The organism is Ruminococcus flavefaciens MA2007, assembly GCF_000621845.1.
Lineage (GTDB): Bacteria > Bacillota > Clostridia > Oscillospirales > Ruminococcaceae > Ruminococcus > Ruminococcus flavefaciens_E.
The window spans coordinates 38,651-59,829 of sequence record NZ_JHXF01000022.1 but is presented as its reverse complement, the minus strand read 5'-3'; the positions used below and the strand labels follow the sequence as shown (position 1 = coordinate 59,829).

14 protein-coding genes and 1 riboswitch are annotated in these 21,179 nt (G+C 43.9%); of the genes, 8 read left to right on the top strand and 6 right to left on the bottom strand.

Going from position 1 to position 21,179, the window contains the following annotated elements; all coding sequences use genetic code 11:
• Positions 1-347 precede the first annotated feature (347 nt).
• From T497_RS0110400 to T497_RS0110390, 3 genes are all read right to left on the bottom strand, one after another.
• A complete protein-coding gene (locus T497_RS0110400; RefSeq protein WP_028515559.1) occupies positions 348-2,048 on the bottom strand; it encodes a dockerin type I repeat-containing protein in 1,701 nt (566 codons plus the stop codon).
• A 181-nt stretch (positions 2,049-2,229) separates the two neighbouring features.
• On the bottom strand, positions 2,230-3,861 hold the full coding sequence (locus tag T497_RS0110395) for an alpha/beta hydrolase (protein WP_028515558.1): 1,632 nt from the start codon (positions 3,859-3,861) through the stop codon (positions 2,230-2,232).
• A 256-nt stretch (positions 3,862-4,117) separates the two neighbouring features.
• On the bottom strand, positions 4,118-4,864 hold the full coding sequence (locus T497_RS0110390) for an alpha/beta hydrolase family protein (protein WP_028515557.1): 747 nt from the start codon (positions 4,862-4,864) through the stop codon (positions 4,118-4,120).
• 344 nt (positions 4,865-5,208) lie between these two features.
• On the opposite strand from T497_RS0110390, the gene T497_RS18115 reads away from it, so the two are divergent.
• The 3 genes from T497_RS18115 (at position 5,209) to T497_RS0110375 (ending at position 10,765) form a co-directional block, all read left to right on the top strand.
• Positions 5,209-8,844, top strand: a complete 3,636-nt coding sequence (locus T497_RS18115; RefSeq protein WP_242840005.1) for a family 43 glycosylhydrolase — start codon at positions 5,209-5,211, stop codon at positions 8,842-8,844.
• A 205-nt stretch (positions 8,845-9,049) separates the two neighbouring features.
• Positions 9,050-9,940 (top strand): dockerin type I domain-containing protein, encoded by an 891-nt coding sequence (locus T497_RS18550; protein ID WP_028515556.1) that lies wholly within the window; start codon positions 9,050-9,052, stop codon positions 9,938-9,940.
• A gap of 285 nt (positions 9,941-10,225) precedes the next feature.
• The gene (locus tag T497_RS0110375; protein WP_028515555.1) at positions 10,226-10,765 is read left to right on the top strand and encodes a hypothetical protein; all 540 of its coding nucleotides are present in this window, start codon (positions 10,226-10,228) and stop codon (positions 10,763-10,765) included.
• Between the two features lie 101 nt (positions 10,766-10,866).
• Here T497_RS0110375 and T497_RS17600 read toward each other — a convergent pair whose 3' ends face one another.
• From T497_RS17600 to T497_RS18105, 3 genes are all read right to left on the bottom strand, one after another.
• Positions 10,867-12,465 carry an endo-1,4-beta-xylanase gene (locus T497_RS17600; RefSeq protein ID WP_051530623.1) on the bottom strand — a complete coding sequence of 533 codons (1,599 nt, stop codon included), beginning with the start codon at positions 12,463-12,465 and terminating at the stop codon, positions 10,867-10,869.
• Positions 12,466-12,709: 244 nt separating this feature from the next.
• Positions 12,710-14,536 (bottom strand): glycoside hydrolase family 3 protein, encoded by a 1,827-nt coding sequence (locus T497_RS16575; RefSeq protein ID WP_051530622.1) that lies wholly within the window; start codon positions 14,534-14,536, stop codon positions 12,710-12,712.
• Between the two features lie 165 nt (positions 14,537-14,701).
• Positions 14,702-16,636: a glycoside hydrolase family 11 protein gene (locus T497_RS18105; RefSeq protein ID WP_080693354.1), complete on the bottom strand. Its 1,935-nt coding sequence runs from the start codon at positions 16,634-16,636 to the stop codon at positions 14,702-14,704.
• 173 nt (positions 16,637-16,809) lie between these two features.
• A riboswitch (Fluoride riboswitch) is annotated at positions 16,810-16,881 on the top strand.
• A gap of 40 nt (positions 16,882-16,921) precedes the next feature.
• Here T497_RS18105 and T497_RS0110355 point away from each other — a divergent pair.
• From T497_RS0110355 to T497_RS0110335, 5 genes are all read left to right on the top strand, one after another.
• The gene (locus tag T497_RS0110355; RefSeq protein ID WP_028515553.1) at positions 16,922-18,124 is read left to right on the top strand and encodes a cation:proton antiporter; all 1,203 of its coding nucleotides are present in this window, start codon (positions 16,922-16,924) and stop codon (positions 18,122-18,124) included.
• A gap of 73 nt (positions 18,125-18,197) precedes the next feature.
• A complete protein-coding gene (locus T497_RS0110350; protein WP_028515552.1) occupies positions 18,198-18,755 on the top strand; it encodes a chromate transporter in 558 nt (185 codons plus the stop codon).
• Entirely contained in the window at positions 18,742-19,308 is a 567-nt protein-coding gene (locus T497_RS0110345; protein WP_028515551.1) for a chromate transporter, read from the top strand. The genes T497_RS0110350 and T497_RS0110345 overlap by 14 nt, the downstream gene beginning before the upstream one ends.
• Before the next feature lie 43 nt (positions 19,309-19,351).
• The gene (locus tag T497_RS0110340; RefSeq protein ID WP_028515550.1) at positions 19,352-19,888 is read left to right on the top strand and encodes a GNAT family N-acetyltransferase; all 537 of its coding nucleotides are present in this window, start codon (positions 19,352-19,354) and stop codon (positions 19,886-19,888) included.
• 119 nt (positions 19,889-20,007) lie between these two features.
• Positions 20,008-21,165, top strand: a complete 1,158-nt coding sequence (locus tag T497_RS0110335; RefSeq protein ID WP_028515549.1) for an MFS transporter — start codon at positions 20,008-20,010, stop codon at positions 21,163-21,165.
• Positions 21,166-21,179 lie beyond the last annotated feature (14 nt).

Sequence of the window (21,179 nt, the reverse complement as noted above, 5' to 3'; positions counted from 1 at the left end):
AGAAGTTTTATGCTTATTATTGAGAGAACCCCTTTTGAAAAAGGGGCTTCTCTCAAACTCTCTCCCTAAAACTTTCAGTTTTATTTTTTCTCATATAGGGCTCGCTCTGTATTATTACAGGGCTTTTTTATTTTAGGCGAGCCCTATATGAGAAAAAATCAGCTAAAAAAGTCTTTGGAAAGGGGTATGGGGGAAAGCCTTTCTTCAGAAAGGTTTCCCCCATAATTAACTATAAGCTTCTATATGAGTATTGCGGTTAAGCGGACACTTTTTTGGTTTTATTGTTTTTTCTGAGCATTTGAATGAGCTTCTCAAGGAATGTTCCTTGTATCAGTTCAATTATAATATCATTCCGAAATCAGCTTTTTATATTCCTCTTCTTTCTGGATACGCTCTTCTTCAAGGCGCTTCTCTTCTTCCATTGATTCTATTTCAGAAACTGAACGGCCCTTATCCTTTTCACCTACATAAAGCACGATATTTTTATCGATCTTTCCGTCCTTGACAGTGAATTTTGCCATATCCGACCTGAATGCTGCTCCGTCAGCAAATACATCAGTCTCTTTGATAAGCTCCTGACCAAGTTCAGATGAAATGTCAACTCCGCGGTACGGATCGTCCTCAGAATATGTATTGGCAAAAAGCATATATTCTCCGTCCTTGATACCGAACTTCTCCCCCGGCTTTATACCTGAAAGGATAATCGAGTTGTCCTGCATTACAGTGTATGTACAATCGCCTGTGTACGGCTTCTTGTCAGGCCATGTCAGAACATCGAAGGACAGATCCTTCTCACCCTCATAAGGTGTGAAGTAGAAATTGAACTCAGATGAATAGTCATATACATAGCCAAAGCTTACTCCCTGATCTTTTGAGCTCTTCAGATATCCCTCGGGAACACTGTCAACTACCACCTGATAACAGTCAGGACCTGTACGGAAAAGGTCTGTAAATACCTTTGTAGTGCCGTCAGATGTCCAACTCTGTCTCTTTGCATAGCTGTACGGCGCTTCAATAAGGGAAAGCTTTACGCCTTTCAGCGGCTCGCCTGTAAGACTGTCGTAGCAGTTTACTCTTATGTTATTGCCTGTATTGCTCTTTGGACCGAAATTAAGGAACAGTTCTTTGTCAGGCTTTCCGTTTACAACAGAGAAATCTATGCCGTTTGAAAGGTCTTCAAACTGCGCGTCAGGATAGTTTTCCTTGATCATTTTAGCAAAATCGCTGTCAGGTTCAACGAAGGATACAGGATATTCAAAGAAATTGAAATCAGCGTGATAATCGCCGTCAGGAAGTGACATCTCGCCTGTATACTGTCTCTGGTAGTAATAATTGCCGTCCTTGTCAGTAATAAAGAGATTGCCGTAGCCTATATTCTCTCTGCCCTGACACCAGTCCATATGTGTGAACTTGACATTTTTCTCTGCATCATCAGCTGCAACTCTTACAACAAGCTCTTTCTCAGCCGTACCTGCTTCAATATCGAAGATGACTACCTGATCCCATGTCTTGTATGCTAAATCGTAGCCCTTGGGCAGTTCATTTACAGTAAGGAAATACTTATAAGCTTTATCATCAGGAAGACCGTAGTAATTGACGTCCTCGCCGTTAGTCGAAACAGCGCCTCCGATCTCATACAGATAGTTTCCGTTCATCTCAGAAAGCTCGATATCAGCAGACTCAAGAGGTTCACCCGACATCATATCCACTACTTTTACGCTGAGCTTTGTTCCTGCGGGCTTATTATCAGCAACCAACTGCTTTCTCAGGTATACCATGTCATAAATATCAATGACACCGTCAGCCAGAAGATCAGCGTTCCTGACGTTTCCAAGCTCGCTTATTTTTCCGAGCAGATAGCGGTTAAGCTGGACCGCGTCTGAAATACCTACATTGCCGTCAAAGTTTACATCACCGAAGAGAGTGAGCACCTCAGCATTCTCGACTATATAATCCTCAGCCGAAGCAGAAGATATATTCATAGCCATTGGTGCCGCAGCCATTACAACTGCTGTCAAAAACGCCTTGACCTGATTTTTTATGTCCATTGCCTTTTACCTCCTGTAATTTGTAGGAGCAGACATAGCTCCCCTTATACTGATTTTAACATATCAGACAAATTATGTCAACATTTTCCGTGAATTATATGTTTATAATACACCTATTGTTGAAAAAGGCAATATCTGCTTATAAAAATCACAGATAAAAATGTTTCACCGAAAATAGCTTTTATTCGGCAGGATAGAACTTTTCAAGCATTTCAACGAGCATTTCGGGTATAAACTGATAGTGCTCCGAGTTAGGATATATCTTGCACTCCGCTGTTGTAACGCCGTACTCTTCAAGCCTGTCCATAAGATGCTGTATGCCCTCAAGAGTGGAGTCGTTCCCTTTATAATACTCCTCATAAACCGGATCCTCATCAGCTCCGCCGCAAACGAAAATATTCTTGTCTAAGCTTTCGTTCCTGTCGAAATAGCCGTATTCATGCTTGAACGCATCTCCGTCGGTATAGGGCAGGAATCCCGGAGACCAGAATGCAGGACTGCCAATGATATAATTTTTGAAGGGCTGATTTTCAAACTTATCGGAGTTGAATACTGCATAGTGAGCAAAAGTTCCGCCAAGGGAATGACCGTAAAGAGTGGAATTGCCGAAGTCTATATTGTATTCCTCACCGAGATAGGGCATAAGATCGTCGGTAATAAACGCAAGGAAGTCCTCGCAGCGGTCGCAGAAATACCTGATACGGTTGGAGTCATTGGTTCCGTCGATAGAATAGTCGTAGCCTATGCTTACTATGATAACATCTGATGCCTTCCCCTCCTCCATTGACTTTCTCAGGTCAGCAGAATTGTTGAAGCGCCATACTCCGTCTGTGAGAACGTATGCTGGATAGGTCTTTTCTTTCTCAAAATCGGGCGGAAGCGTTACATGAACTATGAAATTAGTATCGAGCTGCTCGTCGTATATGCTGTACTCCTTAACATACGGAGCTATCGCCTCTATCTTTTCGCGGTCTATCTCCCATGTAGCTGTACTGTCAGAATCCATGGCTTCAAAGTACTTTTCAGAAGCTCCGACGGGAAGCGTTTTGTAGTTATTATCCATTACAGCTTCCCATGCAGTGAGATAGTCCTTATACTCGTCCTCAACAATTTCATCTATATCTTCAACGTCGGATTCACTGAAATATATCCGTGTTCCCTGTTCTATCTTCTTTTTCAGATAGGGCTTGAACTCTTCAAAATCCGCAAATGTCACATAGCGTACCTCGGAATAGAAGGCTTCATTCATCTCCGCAGCCTTATCTTCGGGTATCACATTATTATTCTCATCAACATGGTAACCTCTGCCGTTTTTGTCAATAACGTAATATACAGGACAGGACTCCCTCAGTTTTATCTCTCCGCCGTTATAGCCTTTTATTGGAAAAAGCTCATTGAAGCTAAGGCTCCTTCCGTCAACGAATATGCTGTATATATCATCAAAATAAGGCTTGCTATTCTCGATAGCTTCTTCAAAACTACCGCCGTCCAGTATAGAGGGATCTTTCTCGTACTGTTTCTTCCAATTGGCTATATAGTCGTCTTCAGACCAGAATTCAATGCATACGCCCTCATCGGGGATAGCAGCTTCGTTTTCCTCCTTATCCTGCATATGATCGAATACGGTGAGCTCCCCCACACTGACCTTTGACCGCTCTTTTTCAGTCATATGATTGGTAAGCTGTGTTTTCTCGGACAATGCAGTCGTTACGGCTGAACGGCTGACTTTTTTGGAACTTGTGTTGTCTTTGCTGCACGAAACCGCACTGAATACAAGAGTAAGTGATACTAAAAATGCTAATGTTTTTTTCATATTGATTCCTCCGATTTTAATAGATCACGTTAGTGAAACATAAGAACTATGCGTTCTTTCAGTAATAAGTGTTTTTAACGTACAAAAAAGACGATTATAATTTCAGCTTTGTAGGAATGCACAAATAAGTCTGTTAGTATTTGTGCCCATTTATCTCGTAATTTTTCCTTTATCCTAAAACAAAGCAGCCTGCACAAATTGTACAGACTACTTTAGGTAACAGTATGGAATATTCTTCGTCGTTTAATGCGAGTTTTTATTCAGCAGCAGAAGTGAAGAAACTCTTTATCGAATCAGCCAGTTCATCAAGGTGACCGACAAAACAGTGATCTGCACCGTGTATAGGAATAACAGCTGCATCTCTATACAGCTCTGCGGCTTTTTCTGCATAGGAATACGGAACTACAGGATCTTCGTCACCGTGTACTATGAGCACCTTGCCTTTGAACCTTGCAATCGCATCTTCAACATGGATAGTCTGTGCAACACGGATATAGTCTCCTGATATCTCCCAGCTCTCGCTGGCTAACTTTTCGGGTATATGCTCGGGATCGAATGAATTGCCGAGAACAATACCTGCTCTTGCGTTCTCAGGTATCATCCATGCAGGTGATAACGGAAGTATTCCTTTAAAAACATCAGCACACATACCTCCCAGAAGCATGGTAAGCAGTCCCCCCTGAGAGTGACCGCAGATATAAAGCTCAGTTACAAAATCCAGCCCTCTTGCATATGCTATCACGGCAAGAGCATTCGTCACCCATTTATAGAGCGTATGGTCAATAAACTTGCCGTCGCTTTTTCCGTGTCCGTACATTTCAGCACGAAGGACAGAAACTCCTGCTTCATTCATTGCTTTCTGAGCCGCAATGATATGTTCCTCTTCCATATGTCCCGTAAAACCGTGTATCAGTATGCAAAGCGGTCCTTTTACTGTATCATCGGGACGATCAAGCTTGGCATGGAGCCTTGTACCGTCGCTGTTTATATAGAATTCTTTCATATCTTCTTTCCTCCTGCATTTTTTGTGAAGTTCAGTTTAAACTAAAGGCTGACGCACCATAAAAGTCATATATCCGCTGTAAATGCTGACAGAAATTATGTCAGTATTTTTTTCATATTTTCCATCCACGAGATATTATTTTATGCCATTATTATACAAAACCGAAAGGCAAAAAGCAAGTCATTTATTGCCCATTGATTAAATCAAATATATCGTTTTATCCACCTGTGTATCACTTTTTTAAGTTGACATTACGGTTGAAAAAATATTACAATATTTACAGTTCCATAAATTACGGGGATATTATTTATGGAATGAATAAACAGATTTGGAGGAATTACTTAATGAGTATTCAAAGCAAACTCAAAACTGCTGTTTCGGCAGTTATGGCGGGAGCAATGCTGATAGGCACAGCGTCCTCTTTCCCGTCGCCTGCACCTATGATAGCTGATGCTGCCAGCGCGTGCAACATCAACACAAACAAGGAATATCAGACTATCCGCGGCTTCGGCGGTATGAACCACCCTGAGTGGCAGAGCTACAACGCTCAGAACGGAGCTCCCGGAGACATGACAGCCGCACAGGTGCAGACGGCATTCGGAAACGGCGATAACGAGCTTGGTCTGACAATCCTGCGTATCTTCGTAAGCGATGACAAGAACGCATGGAAGAACGCTATCCCGACAGCTCAGAGAGCTCAGAAGCTTGGTGCAACCGTATTCGCAACACCGTGGAATCCGCCTGCATCAATGAGACAGAATGGCTCGGGCGGTCCTTCAGGCGGTAAGTACGTTCTGAAAAACGGCGCAGAAGCTCAGTACGCTCAGCACCTCAACGACTTCATCAAGTACTGTAACAGCCAGGGCGTTCAGCTCAACTCCATATCAGTACAGAATGAGCCTGACTGGTCAGGCGAGTGGACAGCATGGACACCAGACCGTGCGGCAAACTTCATTGCTAACTACGGCAAGTCCGTAACAGCAGGCACAACCACAAAGCTGATGTCGCCTGAGAGCTTCAGCTATAACAAGAGCTTCTACAACGCTATCCTGAACAACTCAAAGGCTATGGCAAACTGCGATATGTTCGGCACTCACTTCTACGGAACACAGCGCAGCGCTATGGACTTCCCGGCACTTGAACAGTGCGGCAAGGAGATCTGGATGACAGAGGTTTACGTTCCGAACAGCGATAACAACTCCGCAGACCGCTGGCCTGAGGGCGTAAAGGTAGCTGAGAATATCCATAATGCGCTGGTTGTTGGTAACATGAACGCTTACGTATGGTGGTATATCCGCCGTCAGTACAGTCCGATGTGGGATACCGGTAAGATCTCAAAGCGTGGTTACGCTATGGCTCAGTTCTCAAAGTGGGTTCGTCCAGGTGATGTACGTATCGACGCTACAGAGCAGCCAGACAGCAACATTCTCGTATCGGCTTACAAGCACAGCGACACACAGGCAACAGTAGTTGCTATCAATAAGGGCAGCAATGCTCCTGTACAGCAGTTCAACTTCAGCGGAAGAACTATTACAGACGTAACACGTTACAGAACATCTGCTAATGAGAATATTACAAAGACTTCAAGCCCTGATTTCAGCGGCTCATCATTCAGTGCACAGCTTCCTGCAAACAGCGTTTCCACTTTCGTTGTTAACCTCGTCAGCGACGGAAAGGGCTTCCAGGGCGGCGGAGATCCTACTCCTCCGGAGCCGATCAAGCCTGACTCAAATGGTTACTACTATCACGATACATTTGAAGATGACAACGGCAGCTGGGAGAGCCGCGGCGGAGCTTCTGTAAACACTGGCGGTACTGCTTACAAGGGCAGCAAGGCTCTCACAGTTTCAGACAGAAGCAATGCATGGCACGGTGCTGCTAAGACTCTCGACTCACTTACTTTCAAGGCTGGACAGGAGTACAGCTTCAGTGCTGTTGCCAAGGGCTCTGGAAACATGATGCTGTCCCTTGAATACAAGGATTCTACGGGCACAACAGCTTACGCTCACATCGCAGACGGTGTATCAAACGGCGAATATGTTCAGCTCGCTAACACAAATTACAAGCTCCCAGAGGGCTCGGGCTATATCCTCTATGTTGAGACAGAGGAAGGAACAAGTGATTTCAGCATTGACGAAGTTGTCGTTGCTAAGGCAGGTGTAAAGGTTGACGGTCCTGCCGCAGTAACAACAACCACTGTACCTGTCACGACTGCACCTCCTGTAACACTTGACCCCAAGGCTTCATTCGAGGCAAAGGTCTCCAAGTGGGGCGACGCCAACAACGACAGCGAGGTCGATATGAGCGACGTTGTTCTTATCATGCAGTCACTTGCTAACCCCAACAAGTTCGTTCTCAAGGAACCCGGTCTTTACAATGCAGATGTTTACGAAACAGGAAGCGGCATCACTTCAAACGACGCACTTTCGATCCAGAAGTACCTGTTGAACACTATCTCAAAGCTTCCCGAAAGCTGGTCGGACAATCTCCCTGTCGTAACTGTTACACAGCCAACAACTCAGGCAACAACAACTACTACCACAACTACAACTGCAAAACCTGTCCAGCAGATCGATTTTTCTGCAATGGCACAGAAATTCGGCAGCGTGAACCCTGCAAAATCATATAAGAACGACAACGAGCACAATCCGCTGATATCCCAGTATTTCGGCGCTGACCCCGGTGTTATGGAATACAACGGCAGAGTATATATCTACATGACAGATGACCACCTGCTCTATAACAACGGTCAGGTCACCAAGGAGACCTACAGCACTATTAACTGCCTGCGCTGTATCTCCTCCGACGACCTTGTCAACTGGACAGACCACGGTCTTATAAATGTTGCAGGTCAGAACGGTATTGCAAAATGGGCAGGCAACTCATGGGCTCCTACAGCCTGCCACAAGAAGATCAACGGCAAGGAAAAGTTCTTCCTATACTTTGCAAACAATGCAAACGGCATAGGCGTACTTACTTCCGACAGTCCTATCGGTCCCTGGTCAGATCCTAACGGCCGTGCAATGATAGACCGCAAGACCAACGGCGTCACAAATGTTCCGTGGGTATTCGATCCTGCGGTACTCGTTGACGATGACGGCAAGGGCTATCTCTACTTCGGCGGCGGTACAGACAATCTGCCGAAGGATCATCCGAAATCTGCCCGCTGCGTCGCTCTCAGCGATAACATGACCTCCATCGTCGGTACACCAGCTGTCATTGACGCACCTTATATGTTTGAGGACAGCGGTATCCACAAGTACAACGGCAAATATTACTACAGCTACTGCACCAACTGGAGCACAGGCGGCAACCAGTACGGTCTTACGACTGCCGCTATCGACTACATGGTCAGCGACAGTCCTCTCGGACCATTCACCCATAAAGGCGAGGTGTTCAAGAACATCGGCAACTTCTTCGGTACAACAGGAAACAACCACCACACTATAATGGAGTTCAAGGGACAGTGGTACCTCTTCTACCATGCACAGTATCTCCAGGATGTTATGAATCTGAAGGATATGGGCTACAGAAGCACCCACATCGACAAGATCACCATGAATTCCGACGGAACTATGCAGCAGGTCAAGGGTACAAAGACAGGCGTTTCACAGATCAAGTCATTTGATCCTTATACAACTTCCCGTGCTGCAACCTTCTCACATCAGGGCGGTATCACTATCAGCGGCAGCGGCAATTCGACTGTAAATGCAGAAAAAGGCAGTTGGTATCGTGTATCTAAGGCAAACTGCGGAAACGGTGCTGCAAGCCTGACGATAAAGGCTTCTTCCAAGAACGGCTGTATCGTAAAGGTATGCAAGGGCAGCCCCTCAGGCGATGCCGTTTCATACGCAGAGATACCAGCAGGAAACTCCATGCAGGAAATAACTGTTCCTGTCCAGAATCTCAGCGGCGAACAGGACCTCTGTTTCGTATTCAATAACTCAGCTTCAATTGACAGCTGGAAGCTCAATAAATAAACGCTCACGCCTGCGGCAACTTATGCTGCAGGCGTATTTTTTGCCATTTTACATTGGCTTTCCCAAAGTCAGCTAAAGTTCTGTTTTATGTGTTTACATATTGTCTGCGATGTGCTATAATATATGATAACATCAATAATAATGGAGCTATACGAGATAATAGTCGTAATAAAGAAATTTTTATATGATCAACAGGAGGTATACCATGAAATGTAAAAGAATAATAGCAACTCTGCTGTGTGCTGCAATACCATTCGGAACTAACATTTTTCCGATCACAGTTCCAATAGCCCATTCTGCTTCGGCAGAATCAATGACATTCGAGGAACTGTATGCCTTGGACGAAAACCAACTGGAGCAGTATTGTTCAGAGCATAAGCTGAAATATATAAGCAAAAAAGAAGCCGAAGAAAACCTTGCCGATGGGCGCGGAACTTCGGTAAATATAAAGCCGAACGACTATTTGCTTAAAGGAAATGCTGATTTGCTTGAAAGCGAAGATGTGAATGCTTTTAACCGAAAGAATTACTATGATTATAATTTTGAGAAAATGATTTCTGATCTGAATATGCCTGAAAAGTATTACAGATTCAATAGTGAATACAATGATTTTGCCTACTATAGGAAATCTGAAACTGATGTCAGCGGCAATACTAAATGGACTTATATAAAACTTGCATCAATATATGTAGTGCCTGTTTCGTCTGATGCAAATGATAGTTCAATTGTAAGACTTTATCAGCTCATACCTGTGTGGACACAACAGAATCCGCTCGTTTACGGAGGAGCAACGTTTAAATTCGGAAGATCTCCTGACAGTCCGGAAGAAATCATAAAAAATGATAACCTTGGAGATGTAAACTCTGACGGATGTATCAATGCAGTAGACGCTTCTTCAGTACTTACATATTATGCTTGTATCTCCACAAATCAAGACGGAGGTTACACTGAAGATCAGAAACTTGCTGCTGATGTTAATAATGACCGCTTGATCAACGCCGTTGATGCGTCAAATATTCTTGCGTACTATGCATATACCTCAACAAATAACTCAGAAAAAAAGAAAAGCATTGAGGATTATATCCAGAACAAATAAACCAAGGGACGGCTCTGCGCCGTCCTTTTTGCGGAAATAAGCCTGAACTCCGAATAAATACATAAAAATAATTGTCAACCGTGTAACACTTGAACCTGCTGCTCCGATTGTTTTTTATGTGGGAGCTTTTATGGATAAACAGCAGCGTTATACCTGAGCTTCTGATATCATCGGGAGATTCTGAGGATATGTTTTCGTATCCTGCTATATCGCCAATTTCTCGACGCTTTTAGAGTATCAACGCAGCAAAAACATAGGCTTTCTGCTGCAAAGGAGGACAAAATTATGAAAAAGAAAATGATAACACTTGCTTTATGCTTTATGTGCGTAAGCTTAGCTGCTTGCAGCGAAAAAGTAGAAAATACAAGTGTACCGCAACCCAAATCAAGCACTGTGACCGAAAATGTACAGACAAGTAAGCCTACAGAGACAACTCAGCCTGCTCCAATTGAAGCTTCCCTGCCTGAGCTGACCGAGGCTGTTCAGCCCGATAAAACTGAAAATACAACGGCAGAACAGAGCGAAGCCAAGTCAGATGCACTTACAGAAGATCAGGCATTGAATGCGATCAAGAATTATTGCTTCACTAAGAACCCCGATTTGAAAAATATGGCAGAATCAAATGAATACACTATTTACTGGGACGCTGCAACAAATGATGCTAATGAAATAGTTGTTCTTTACAGGTCATATACCGGCGCTCAAACGCGCTATTACATTGATCCTGTTTCAGGAGCAGCATATGTTACTGAGTTTGTTCCCGGAATAACAAATGAGGAACAACGTACAGAAGAAAGCATTAATGTAAAAGACTACTTATCATAAAGATATAATAAAAGCCTCCCGAGGGAGGCTTTTTTCATACTATTTGCAAATCAATAAATGCAGGATCATGCTTATACACTTATATTTTGCCTTCTCCGTTATTAAGCTGTGGGAGCAGCAGCCTCAGGTGCAGCAGTTACATCTGATGAATAGCTCTCTGGAAGTGACTTTATAAGACCTAATAGGTACTTCTGGATACCGGCTGCGTCATTTGTTGTTATACCGCCGCCTGCCTCGCAAACGTCTGCATTGAACTTGCCCCGCTCTGTGAGCTTGTACTTGTTGGGATTAGCGAGAGACTGCATTATAATTACAGCGTCGCTCATATCAACATCGCCGTCGCAGTTCGCATCACCCCATATTGAAACCTTTGAATCAAGAAGCTGCTTATAATCAACAGGAGCTGTTGTTGTAACAGAAACTGTTATTGCAGTGGTATTGGCAGTAGTTGTTGTGATTGTTGTCGTTGTTGTGGGGGGGTTAGTTGTTGTAACTGTTGGAGGATCTATCTTTTCAGCAAGTGCAATAATGTCATAGTAAAATTTCTTAGGCTGATAGTTTCTGAACGGAAGCCGTATATAGTCGTCGGTTCTCCAGACACTCTCGTCTGTCGTTCGCGAAAGTGTCACGCAGGAGATGTTCTTAGCATGCTTCATAGCTACCTCAAAGATCTGAGGATAAAGCTCATCGACAGGACCCGTGCTGCTCGAGATATCAAGCTCTGTGATCTGAATGTCAAGACCAAGCGCCTCAAACTGCTTGATAGCTGTCTCAAATTCGCTTGCTGAAGAATACCTTGAAATAAGGTGAGCCTGCATACCTATACCGTCGATGTAGTCGCCTTCCTTCATGATCGTCTTAGCCATATTTATAAGGTCGTCCGTCTTTTTACTCATGTACTCGTTATAGTCGCTGAGATAAAGCTTACAATCCTCAGGAGCATACTCTCTTGCATACTTGAATGCATTTATAACGAACTCTGAGTTTCCTTCGCCATACACTTTTGCCCAGTTGGAGCCGCTTTCAGGTCTCATTCCGCCGCCGTCGTTAATGAACAGCTCGTTGCATACGTCATAGGAATGGATCTGAAGGTTCGGGAATTGGCTCCAAAGCTCTGAAAAAGTATTCTTTATCATACTTTCAAGGCGCTTGTTCATACGCTCCTTGGAAACATATTCGTGATTATCCTGAAAAAGGTAATAAGGTGTCTGGCTGTACCATACAAACGTATGACCATGAACTCCGATGCCGTTCTGCTCTGCAAATTTGAGTATTGCTTTTGCGCTGTTAAGGCTTATATCTACTTCATCACCGTTTATGCCTGCAATGATTGAATCAGGCTTCATTTCGTTCATGCATGTGATCGAGTTATAATTCTTCTTGATGAACTCCTGAGCCACTGACTTATTAATTTCAAAGCCGGTTACAGCAGCGCCAAGGCGAAAATACGGTCCCATGTAATCTTTAAAGCCGTCGCCGCCCTTCTCGTAGGTGTAATTAAGGTTCTGGCGAGATGCAACGCGCCCCATACAGTCTGCGGTCTCATAAGCTGTGTCGCTTTCATCGCCTGCATTACTGCCGCTGTTTATGTAACTTTTATCAATCTTATCGTCAGCTGAAACCGAAAACGGTACGCAAAATGATAATATCGCAGCGGAAGCAGTCAGACCTAAGACCTTTTTAATAGTATTGCCAATCATTCATATCACTCCCTCATTAAAATTTATTTCAACCGAAATGTTATACCTATGCTTTTATTATACATATTTTTTGTGAGAATGCAAGGCATTTTTTGTTGTTTAATATAAAAACCGTAATAAATTGACACATGATCGAAAAAGTCAGCTCTATATAACGCATATCTTTACAGTATTATGCTCAAAAATCAAATCTATCATAAAAAAGGAGCGCCGTATGTATGGCACTCCTTTTTTATATTATATTTCACTGAGCATTGCGCGGTTTGAAGCCTTCACCGTAGCTAAGTCCGTAGCCACGCCCGAGGAAGCATTTATCCGTGCCTATCTGATCAAGCGAACCATACCAGTCTGACGGCAGCTTTCCTGTAAAATCAGCGCAGCCGCAGAGCACGTCTGATATGCCCTTGCCCTCTGAACCAGGGAGATAACACATAACTACGCTGTCCCAACCATCGTAGTCCTTTTCGTCGAGGATAACGTTTCTGCCTGCCACAATGCAGGTAACTGTGGGTTTACCGAGCTTCTTGGCTTCTTTTATAGCATCAGCATTTCCATCAAGTCCCAATGAACCGCAGAGCGCAAGGTCTTCCGTATCGCCGTTCCACTCGGCATAAGCCTGCTCGCCTACGCAAAGGAGAACCGCGTCTGCATCTGCTGCTTTTTTGTCATCGGTTATGACATCTATCCCATAATCATCGGCATATTCCTCAAATGCCTCCAGTATCGTGGTAACACCCGGAATATCCTCCGTAGGAGCGCCATTCCATGACATGGTCCAACCGCCGCACTGCGCCTGTCCGTTGTCTGAAGCGGGACCTGTGATATATATCTTTGTGCCTTCCTTGAACGGCAGCACTTCTTTGTTGTTTTTGAGAAGAACAAGGCTCTTTTCTACAAGCTGCTCAGCTACGGCTCTGTATTCGGGTGAACCTGTTTCCTGCTGTTCGGTCTTTATGTTTTCAAGCAGCGGATCGTCAAACAGTCCTGCGTTTTTCTTAACCTTGATTATACGTGTAACAGCATCGTCAACACGCTCCTGACTGATATCACCGCTTTCAACTGCATCTATGATGATATCCCGAGCCTCCTCAAAGCGCTCGGTCTCCATCAGCATATCAATACCGGCGTTGACGCTTGTGATTATCTGCTCTTTATAGGAAGAACCAGAGGTATTTCCAACTGAGTCCCAGTCACTGACGATGAAGCCCTCAAAGCCCATTTCGTCTTTGAGCTTCATGATGTACTCTTTGTTTTCGTGCATCTTCACGCCGTTAAGTGACGAGTGGCTTATCATTATCGTCTGCACTCCTGCGTCTATCTGCGCTTGGTACACTTTCAGAAGCTCCGCTATCTCAGCATCAGAGAGCTGTGAGTCGCCTCGGTCTATGAGCCTGTCGATGTCACTCTTCTCACCGGTGCCGTATACAACGTTACCGTCAGCAAAAAAGTGCTTTGTGCAGGCAACAAGTCCGCCGTCGATAAGCCCCTTTGTGTAAGCTGTACTGAGCTTAGTAATGGTTTCAAGGTCAGAACCGTAGGATTCATATGTACGTCCCCAGCGCGGATCAACAGACTGAGCCACACATGGCGAGAAATTCCAGAGCATATGACAGAGCTTTGCTTCGTCAGCTGTTATAAGTCCCACCTGATAGGCAAGCTCTTCGTCGTTTGCTGCACCTTGTCCGATATTATGTGGGAAGTATACTGCATTTCTGCAATAATTAACGCCGTGAACGTCGTCCTGTCCGTAGATGTACGGTATACCGGCTTCCGACCTGATAGCTGCATTCTGCAAGTCATCAACTGTCTTTCGCCATTTGGCGGCGTCGATACAGTCCGTAGTTGAGAGAATACTGCCATAGTCATTTTCCTTCATTGTCTTAGCCGAGACATTGTAAACGGCAGGCTGTACCATCTGAGCGGTCTTCTGCTCAAGTGTCATGCCTGCAACTATTTCCTCAGGAGACATGGAAGCGTACTGCTGATAATTTGTTGCTTCGGATTTTTCAGAGCAGGCTGTCACAGATGCAAGCATAGCCAGTGAAATGATAAGTGCAATCGTATTTTTCATTTTATATCTCCCTTGATAATGGTAATGGTGTTGAGCGTTCATTTGATTATACAGTAATACTTTATAGTTATTTCATATAATACCATATTATTTTACCAAATACAAGGATTGTTTCTGTATTGTAATCAGTTCTGAACTAAGATGTAATAATCACTCCATTATATATCATTCACTTGTGACTATCTCACCGTTCCAGTCCATAATACCGCCGAATTCGTAGATATGCGTATATCCCATATCAGCCAGCTTCTGCGAAGCCTGTTTACTTCGATTGCCGCTTCGGCAGTATATCAGAATCACTTGATTGAAGTCAGGTAATTTCTCAGGCTGTTCCGTATCTATAGATTCGTTCGGTATCAGTATTGCACCGGGGATATGACCGCTGTCGTACTCGTCCTGCCGCCGCACATCGACTATAACAAGCTTGTCATCTGCCGCCATCATTTCCTTTGCTTTTTCCTGCGTTATATGATTATAGCCTGCTTCGGTTTGTGATGTATTGACCTGACTTTTATTATCAGTGGTAGTTAAAGTGGTAGTAATAGTTGATGACGCAGCAGTCAGAACAGCCGTAGTTGTCGTGACAGCAGTTGTTTCATTATCGGAAAGCTTTTCAACACCCAGAATAAATCTTTGCAGGCATACAAGATCGGCTACATTGACCATTCCGTCACTGTTTACATCGGCTCTGTAAAGATATGAGCCTTTGCCTGCCAATAGATCAAGGATAATTCTTCTGAGAGGTATAATATCGAAAACGTCAACGATACCATCCTTATTTATATCGCCTTTTTCATATTCCGAATCACTTCCCTCTTCTATCAGCTTATTCATATAGGATCGAACTCCTGCTTTGGCTACATAAGCATTATCAAAGTAAAAATCTGTATCGCTTTCCTTTGTTTCAATGCGTATAGTTGTCTTATATGCATTCTCGGGAATGGTATATGATACGGCCGAAAGATCTGTCCATTCGCCTTTGCGTGCTGAAACAACAGCAGCTTCATCAAAGTGATCTGCGCCTTCCTCATCTTCATACATGACTGTCAGGACAAAATCTACTGATTCTTCCGTGTCCTGCATTACCGCTGCACCAAAACCGATTTTGTCCCCTGATGAAAAATTACTTGAAATAGGAAGAACAACTCCGTCCCATTCTTCAACTCTATCAGATACAAGCAGGCAATTGTCACCTTTAATGCCGCTATAACCGTTTTCGGCTACAGACAGATCGCATTCATGATAAGATGACCAGTCAATAATCTTATCCGAATCAAAATTATATATATGATAATATCCATTGGAGTCCATAAAATTTAATCGAGGATTCTTAACATATGGACCATATCTGAGTATCTGTGCGTGTCCCGAACCCATAGGAGACGTATATATCCTCTTTACGTTTGCAGAGCCGCTTGATTTATAGTTTTCAATATACAGACAGACTTCATAAAGAGATCCCGACATATCAACTCCCAGCTGTTCAAATGCTTCTAAGTGTCCGTAAATATCAACATCACCTTTAATATAGTTTATCTGATTATTTTTTACGGAGTTTTCGGTGCATACGCTCCAGTATCTGGGGAATGTTGCGGTTCCATCAAGACTTGGTTCATTATACACCATCTGCTTATAAAGATCGTAAGCCTTGTTATTGATGAAATATGATCCGCAATCTTCAATATTCAACGGCAGTACCCAGTCTGCATAGCCTTCTACGATATAATATTCTAAAAGAGGATTTCTTGTCCAACCATGTAAACCTAAGAATGAATTACCTTTAGGAGAGTATTCAGCTTCATAAATAAATGAACGTTTAAAGAACAGAAGGCTATTATATTGCTTTTTTCCGCTGTCATAGTTATTTCCCATACTGAATATGCAATTATCAACATCTTTCCATGAACAAGTAAATGACGACTCATCAGGTTCAAAAGTGACCTGTCCTGTATTATCCTGATTCCACATATTATAATCATAATAACCTGTGTAACCTCTTTTCTGTCCGTCGTAAGCTGAAGCTGAAAACGGAACGCAAAAAGATAATATCACAGCGGAAACAGTCAGACATAAGACCTTTTTGATAGTATTACCGATCATTTATATCACTCCCTCATAAAAATCATTTCAACCGAAATGTTATATTCATGCTTTTATTATACATATATTTCTTGAAAAAGCAAGGCGTTTATTGTTGTTTAATATAAAAGGATAGATTTACAATACTATAAACTGCTTGACATAACATGGAATGAGTGATATAATATAAAAAAAATTCATATGGGAATGATGTTCTCCCTTGGGAAACCTAAACCGCTTATCAAGCTGATGACTTCTGCATTTTTTACGCAGAAGCTGTCGGCTTTTTTATTTTGGAGGAATACTATGCTTTTATCTCTTGCTATAATCTTTCTTTCGGGACTTTCAGCAGCAGCTATCTTTGAGAGGATAGGCTTGCCGCGTATCATAGGTATGCTTGGAGTCGGAATAGTTGTAAGTCCTTATGTACTTGATATGCTGGACAGCTCGGTACTCGGCATATCTTCTGAGCTTAGGCAGATAGCTCTCATCATAATTCTCATCAAGGCTGGACTTTCACTGAATCTTTCCGATCTGAAAAAAGTGGGCAGACCTGCGGTTATGATGTCATTTGTTCCTGCTTGCTTTGAAATTGTTGGATATACGATATTCGCTCCGCTTCTGCTTGATGTAAGCAGGATCGAAGCGGCTGTTATGGGAGCTGTACTCAGTGCGGTATCGCCTGCTGTAATTGTACCGAGAATGGTGAAGCTCATAGAAGAAAAACGCGGCACGGAAAAAAGCATACCTCAGATGATACTTGCAGGAGCTTCATGCGATGATATATTCGTGATAGTTCTTTTCTCGACTTTCGTAACAATGGCACAGGGCGGTTCTGCCAGAGCTGCTGATTTTCTGAATATCCCCGTGTCCATAGTTCTCGGAGTTCTGCTGGGCGCTATCACGGGAATATGCGTGTATTTCCTGTTTGAAAAAGCGTATCAGCATAAGCACAAGATAAGAAACAGCACAAAAGCCATTATCATGCTCGGAACTGCATTTCTGCTGATGTCAGTTGAAACGCTTGTGAAGTCACACGCTGCAGTATCGGGATTGCTTGCAGTCGCTGCTATGGCATGTGTTATCAAGCTGAAAGCCGACAAAAGCGTATCTTCACGCTTGTCCGAGAAATTCGGCAAGCTTTGGATAGGCGCCGAGGTCATATTGTTCGTGCTTGTCGGTGCAGCTGTTGATGTGCGTTATACCCTTGCGGCAGGAGCTTCTGCACTGCTGATGATATTTATTGCGCTTGCATTCAGGGCAGTCGGTGTTATTATCTGTCTGCTTGGGACAAAGCTGACCGTGAAGGAACGGCTTTTCTGCATAATCGCTTATCTTCCGAAAGCAACTGTACAGGCTGCTATCGGCTCGGTCCCGCTGTCCCTTGGACTTCCATGCGGAAAAACTGTATTATCAGTAGCAGTGCTTGCTATACTGATAACAGCTCCTCTCGGCGCTATCGGTATAGATAGTACAAGCTACAGGATACTTGAAAAGGAGAAGTCATGAAATAGCCTGTATTTAAAGCATATAATTGACAGCCTGTCTACTATTGTGATATACTGATTAATGGTGATTAACTTTGAATAAAAATCTTGATCTGTTCCTTACCTTTATGAAAATAGGAGCATTTACATTCGGCGGAGGATACGCTATGATACCGCTGATACAGCGCGAGGTATGCACGAATAAAAAATGGCTTGATGAAAAAGAGATAAGCGATATTGTGACGATTTCCGAATCAACGCCAGGTCCGATAGCGATAAACGCGGCGACTTTTGTCGGATATCGCACCAACGGCTTCATAGGCGCCTGCGTTGCTACTCTCGGCGTGGTATTGCCGTCATTCCTTATCATATCGGTCATATCTTTTATTCTGAATGAGTTTAAAAGCTTAAAGGCTGTTCAGTATGCGTTCATGGGTATACGTGCAGCTGTTCTTGCCTTGATACTTAAAGCATTGTGGATGATGTTCAAGTCTGCAAAGAAGAAAGTGATCTCCTATGTTATCATGGGCGCAGCACTTATTCTTACAGCGTTCCTGAAAATAGACGCCGTATTCGTGATCATCGGCTGCGGTTTGTTTGGTTTGATGTGGTCGCTGCTGAACAGAAAGGAGCAGAGCCATGATACTGATTGAGTTGTTCCTGACCTTTCTGAAGATAGGTGCGTTCACTTTTGGCGGCGGATATGCGATGATAGCCATGATACAGTACGAAGCTGAACGGCACGGCTGGCTCACGGAGGCAGAGCTTGTTGACTTCGTAGCTCTGAGTGAGAGCACTCCCGGACCTCTGGCTGTGAATATGGCAACATTTGTCGGTATCCGAACAGGCGGTATTCTCGGCGCTGTCATAGCAACACTTGGTATCGTGCTACCGTCTTTCATCATTATCCTTATCATCGCTAAGTGCTTTGAAAGGATCAAAGACAGCAAAGCAGTAAAAGGCGTGATGTCTGGATTAAAGCCTGCCGTTGTCGGAATGATAGGTACGGCATTTCTTTCGGTCGGCAGAACGGTGTTCTTTCCGAATGGATTGCAGACAAGCTGTTTTACAGACGTATCATTCTGGATATTCCTCTGCTTGTTCGCAGTGTCGGCTGTTCTTGCGTTCAAAAAATTGAATCCGATAAAAATTATACTGCTTGCAGCTGTTGTCGGTATCGGGGCAGGATATGGACTTGGATTATAAATGACAGCCATTTTTTACTTTGGAAACGAAAAAGGAGAAAAAAATGACAGAAGTACAACTTGTTCCGCTTGAATCATCAGACCGTGAACAGTTTATTAAAGACAATCAGGAAGCCTTCGATTATGGTGCAATGGTAGAATTCGGGCTTCGGGACGCTCATTTTGAAGATAAAGATGACGAGCAGATAATTTCCGGCAAAACCATAGAAGACTGCATTGACTCTGGCGAAGCTTACCGAATCATCGCTGACGGTAAAACTGTCGGCGGCGCAGTTATAAAAGTCTCAAGCACTCACGGCGATCTTGAACTGCTTTTCATAAAGCCTGAAGTTCACAGCAAAGGCATAGGATATGCGGCATGGTGTGCGATAGAGAAACTGCACCCGGAAGTTACTGTCTGGGAGACGCTCACACCTTACTTTGAAACACGGAATATCCATTTCTACGTCAACCGCTGCGGATTTCATATAGTAGAATATCTGAATAAACATCATCCCGGAGATATGCCTTTGGAGGAATTTGAGTGTGATGATCCTCAGTTTCCGGCAGGAATGTTCAGGTTTGAAAAGCAGATGAAATGAAATCCTTGCATATGCAAAGGGAACCAATATGACCGTTATGGTTGAGGAAGAATAAAAACTGGCCCTCTACAAACGCCGCAGGAAGTAGCGGAGCTTATAAAATAAGGAGAGTAAAGAATATGGGTTCAATGCTGCTTGCAGTGATTTATTTAGCGTTCATAAGTCTCGGACTTCCCGATTCGCTTCTCGGTTCCGGCTGGCCGACTATGCAGAAGGACTTCGGCGTACCTTCATCTTACGCAGGGTATGTGTCCATGTCCATATCATTCATGACCATAATCTCCGCACTTCTCGCCCCGACGCTGATACGGAAGCTGCGCACACACCACATCGTCACGGGTTCGATACTGCTGACAGTCATAGGTCTTATCGGCTTTTCACTGTCGAAGTCCTATGCTATGCTGTTTCTATTTGTTGTACCATACGGTCTGGGTGCAGGCTCGGTGGATTCGGCACTCAACAACTATGTTGCAAAGCACTACTCATCATCGGTGATGAATTTCCTGCACTGCTTCTACGGCGTGGGTGCAATGATAAGCCCCTACATCATGTCCCTTGCCCTTGCCAAAGCACACTGGAACGAGGGCTACCGCTGGACTGCATACATACAGTCGGGAATAATGCTTGTCTGTCTGCTTTCAACCCCTCTTTGGAAGAAAAACGCCAAAGACGATGATGACAGCGCGGAGCATTCCGCAGGCATAACAGAAGCTCTCAGAATCAAGGGAGTTATCCCTACGCTGATAGCTTTTTTCGCCTACTGCGCTGGAGAAGCGACCTGCTTTCTGTGGACTTCGAGCTACTTTATTGGCACCAAAACTATCTCCGCACAAACAGCGGCGGCTTTCGGTTCGCTTATATTCGGCGGTCTGATGTTTGGCATACTTATCTCTGCATTCGTTTCAAACAAACTGAATGACAGGTTTCTCATACGAATCGGAGTTGCCGTTGAAGCCGTCGGTATACTGCTGATATTTCTGCCCTTTGAGAGTTATGTCCCTGCTGCGGTGGGCTTTGTGATAACAGGCGTCGGCATGGGACCTGTCTATCCTGCGATACAGCACATGGCTCCCGAGAATTTCGGCAGGCAAAACAGTGCCGCAGTTATCGGTCTGCAAATGGCTTCGGCTTATATCGGAAGTACGTTTATGCCTATGGTATTCGGTCATTTACAGCAGGCTGTCGGTATCGGGATAATGCCTGTATATCTGACGGTATTCGCTGCACTGAACCTCGGATTTCTGGAATATGCGTACAGGCGTATAGAAAAAGGATAACGTAAAGCAGAAGT

What these genes read in the sequence shown, in the direction of transcription:
- T497_RS0110400 (WP_028515559.1), bottom strand. Translation starts at nt 2,048, where the DNA reads ATGGACATAAAAAATCAGGTCAAGGCGTTTTTGACAGCAGTTGTAATG.
- T497_RS0110395 (WP_028515558.1), bottom strand. Translation starts at nt 3,861, where the DNA reads ATGAAAAAAACATTAGCATTTTTAGTATCACTTACTCTTGTATTCAGT.
- T497_RS0110390 (WP_028515557.1), bottom strand. Translation starts at nt 4,864, where the DNA reads ATGAAAGAATTCTATATAAACAGCGACGGTACAAGGCTCCATGCCAAG.
- T497_RS18115 (WP_242840005.1), top strand. Translation starts at nt 5,209, where the DNA reads ATGAGTATTCAAAGCAAACTCAAAACTGCTGTTTCGGCAGTTATGGCG.
- T497_RS18550 (WP_028515556.1), top strand. Translation starts at nt 9,050, where the DNA reads ATGAAATGTAAAAGAATAATAGCAACTCTGCTGTGTGCTGCAATACCA.
- T497_RS0110375 (WP_028515555.1), top strand. Translation starts at nt 10,226, where the DNA reads ATGAAAAAGAAAATGATAACACTTGCTTTATGCTTTATGTGCGTAAGC.
- T497_RS17600 (WP_051530623.1), bottom strand. Translation starts at nt 12,465, where the DNA reads ATGATTGGCAATACTATTAAAAAGGTCTTAGGTCTGACTGCTTCCGCT.
- T497_RS16575 (WP_051530622.1), bottom strand. Translation starts at nt 14,536, where the DNA reads ATGAAAAATACGATTGCACTTATCATTTCACTGGCTATGCTTGCATCT.
- T497_RS18105 (WP_080693354.1), bottom strand. Translation starts at nt 16,636, where the DNA reads ATGATCGGTAATACTATCAAAAAGGTCTTATGTCTGACTGTTTCCGCT.
- T497_RS0110355 (WP_028515553.1), top strand. Translation starts at nt 16,922, where the DNA reads ATGCTTTTATCTCTTGCTATAATCTTTCTTTCGGGACTTTCAGCAGCA.
- T497_RS0110345 (WP_028515551.1), top strand. Translation starts at nt 18,742, where the DNA reads ATGATACTGATTGAGTTGTTCCTGACCTTTCTGAAGATAGGTGCGTTC.
- T497_RS0110340 (WP_028515550.1), top strand. Translation starts at nt 19,352, where the DNA reads ATGACAGAAGTACAACTTGTTCCGCTTGAATCATCAGACCGTGAACAG.
- T497_RS0110335 (WP_028515549.1), top strand. Translation starts at nt 20,008, where the DNA reads ATGGGTTCAATGCTGCTTGCAGTGATTTATTTAGCGTTCATAAGTCTC.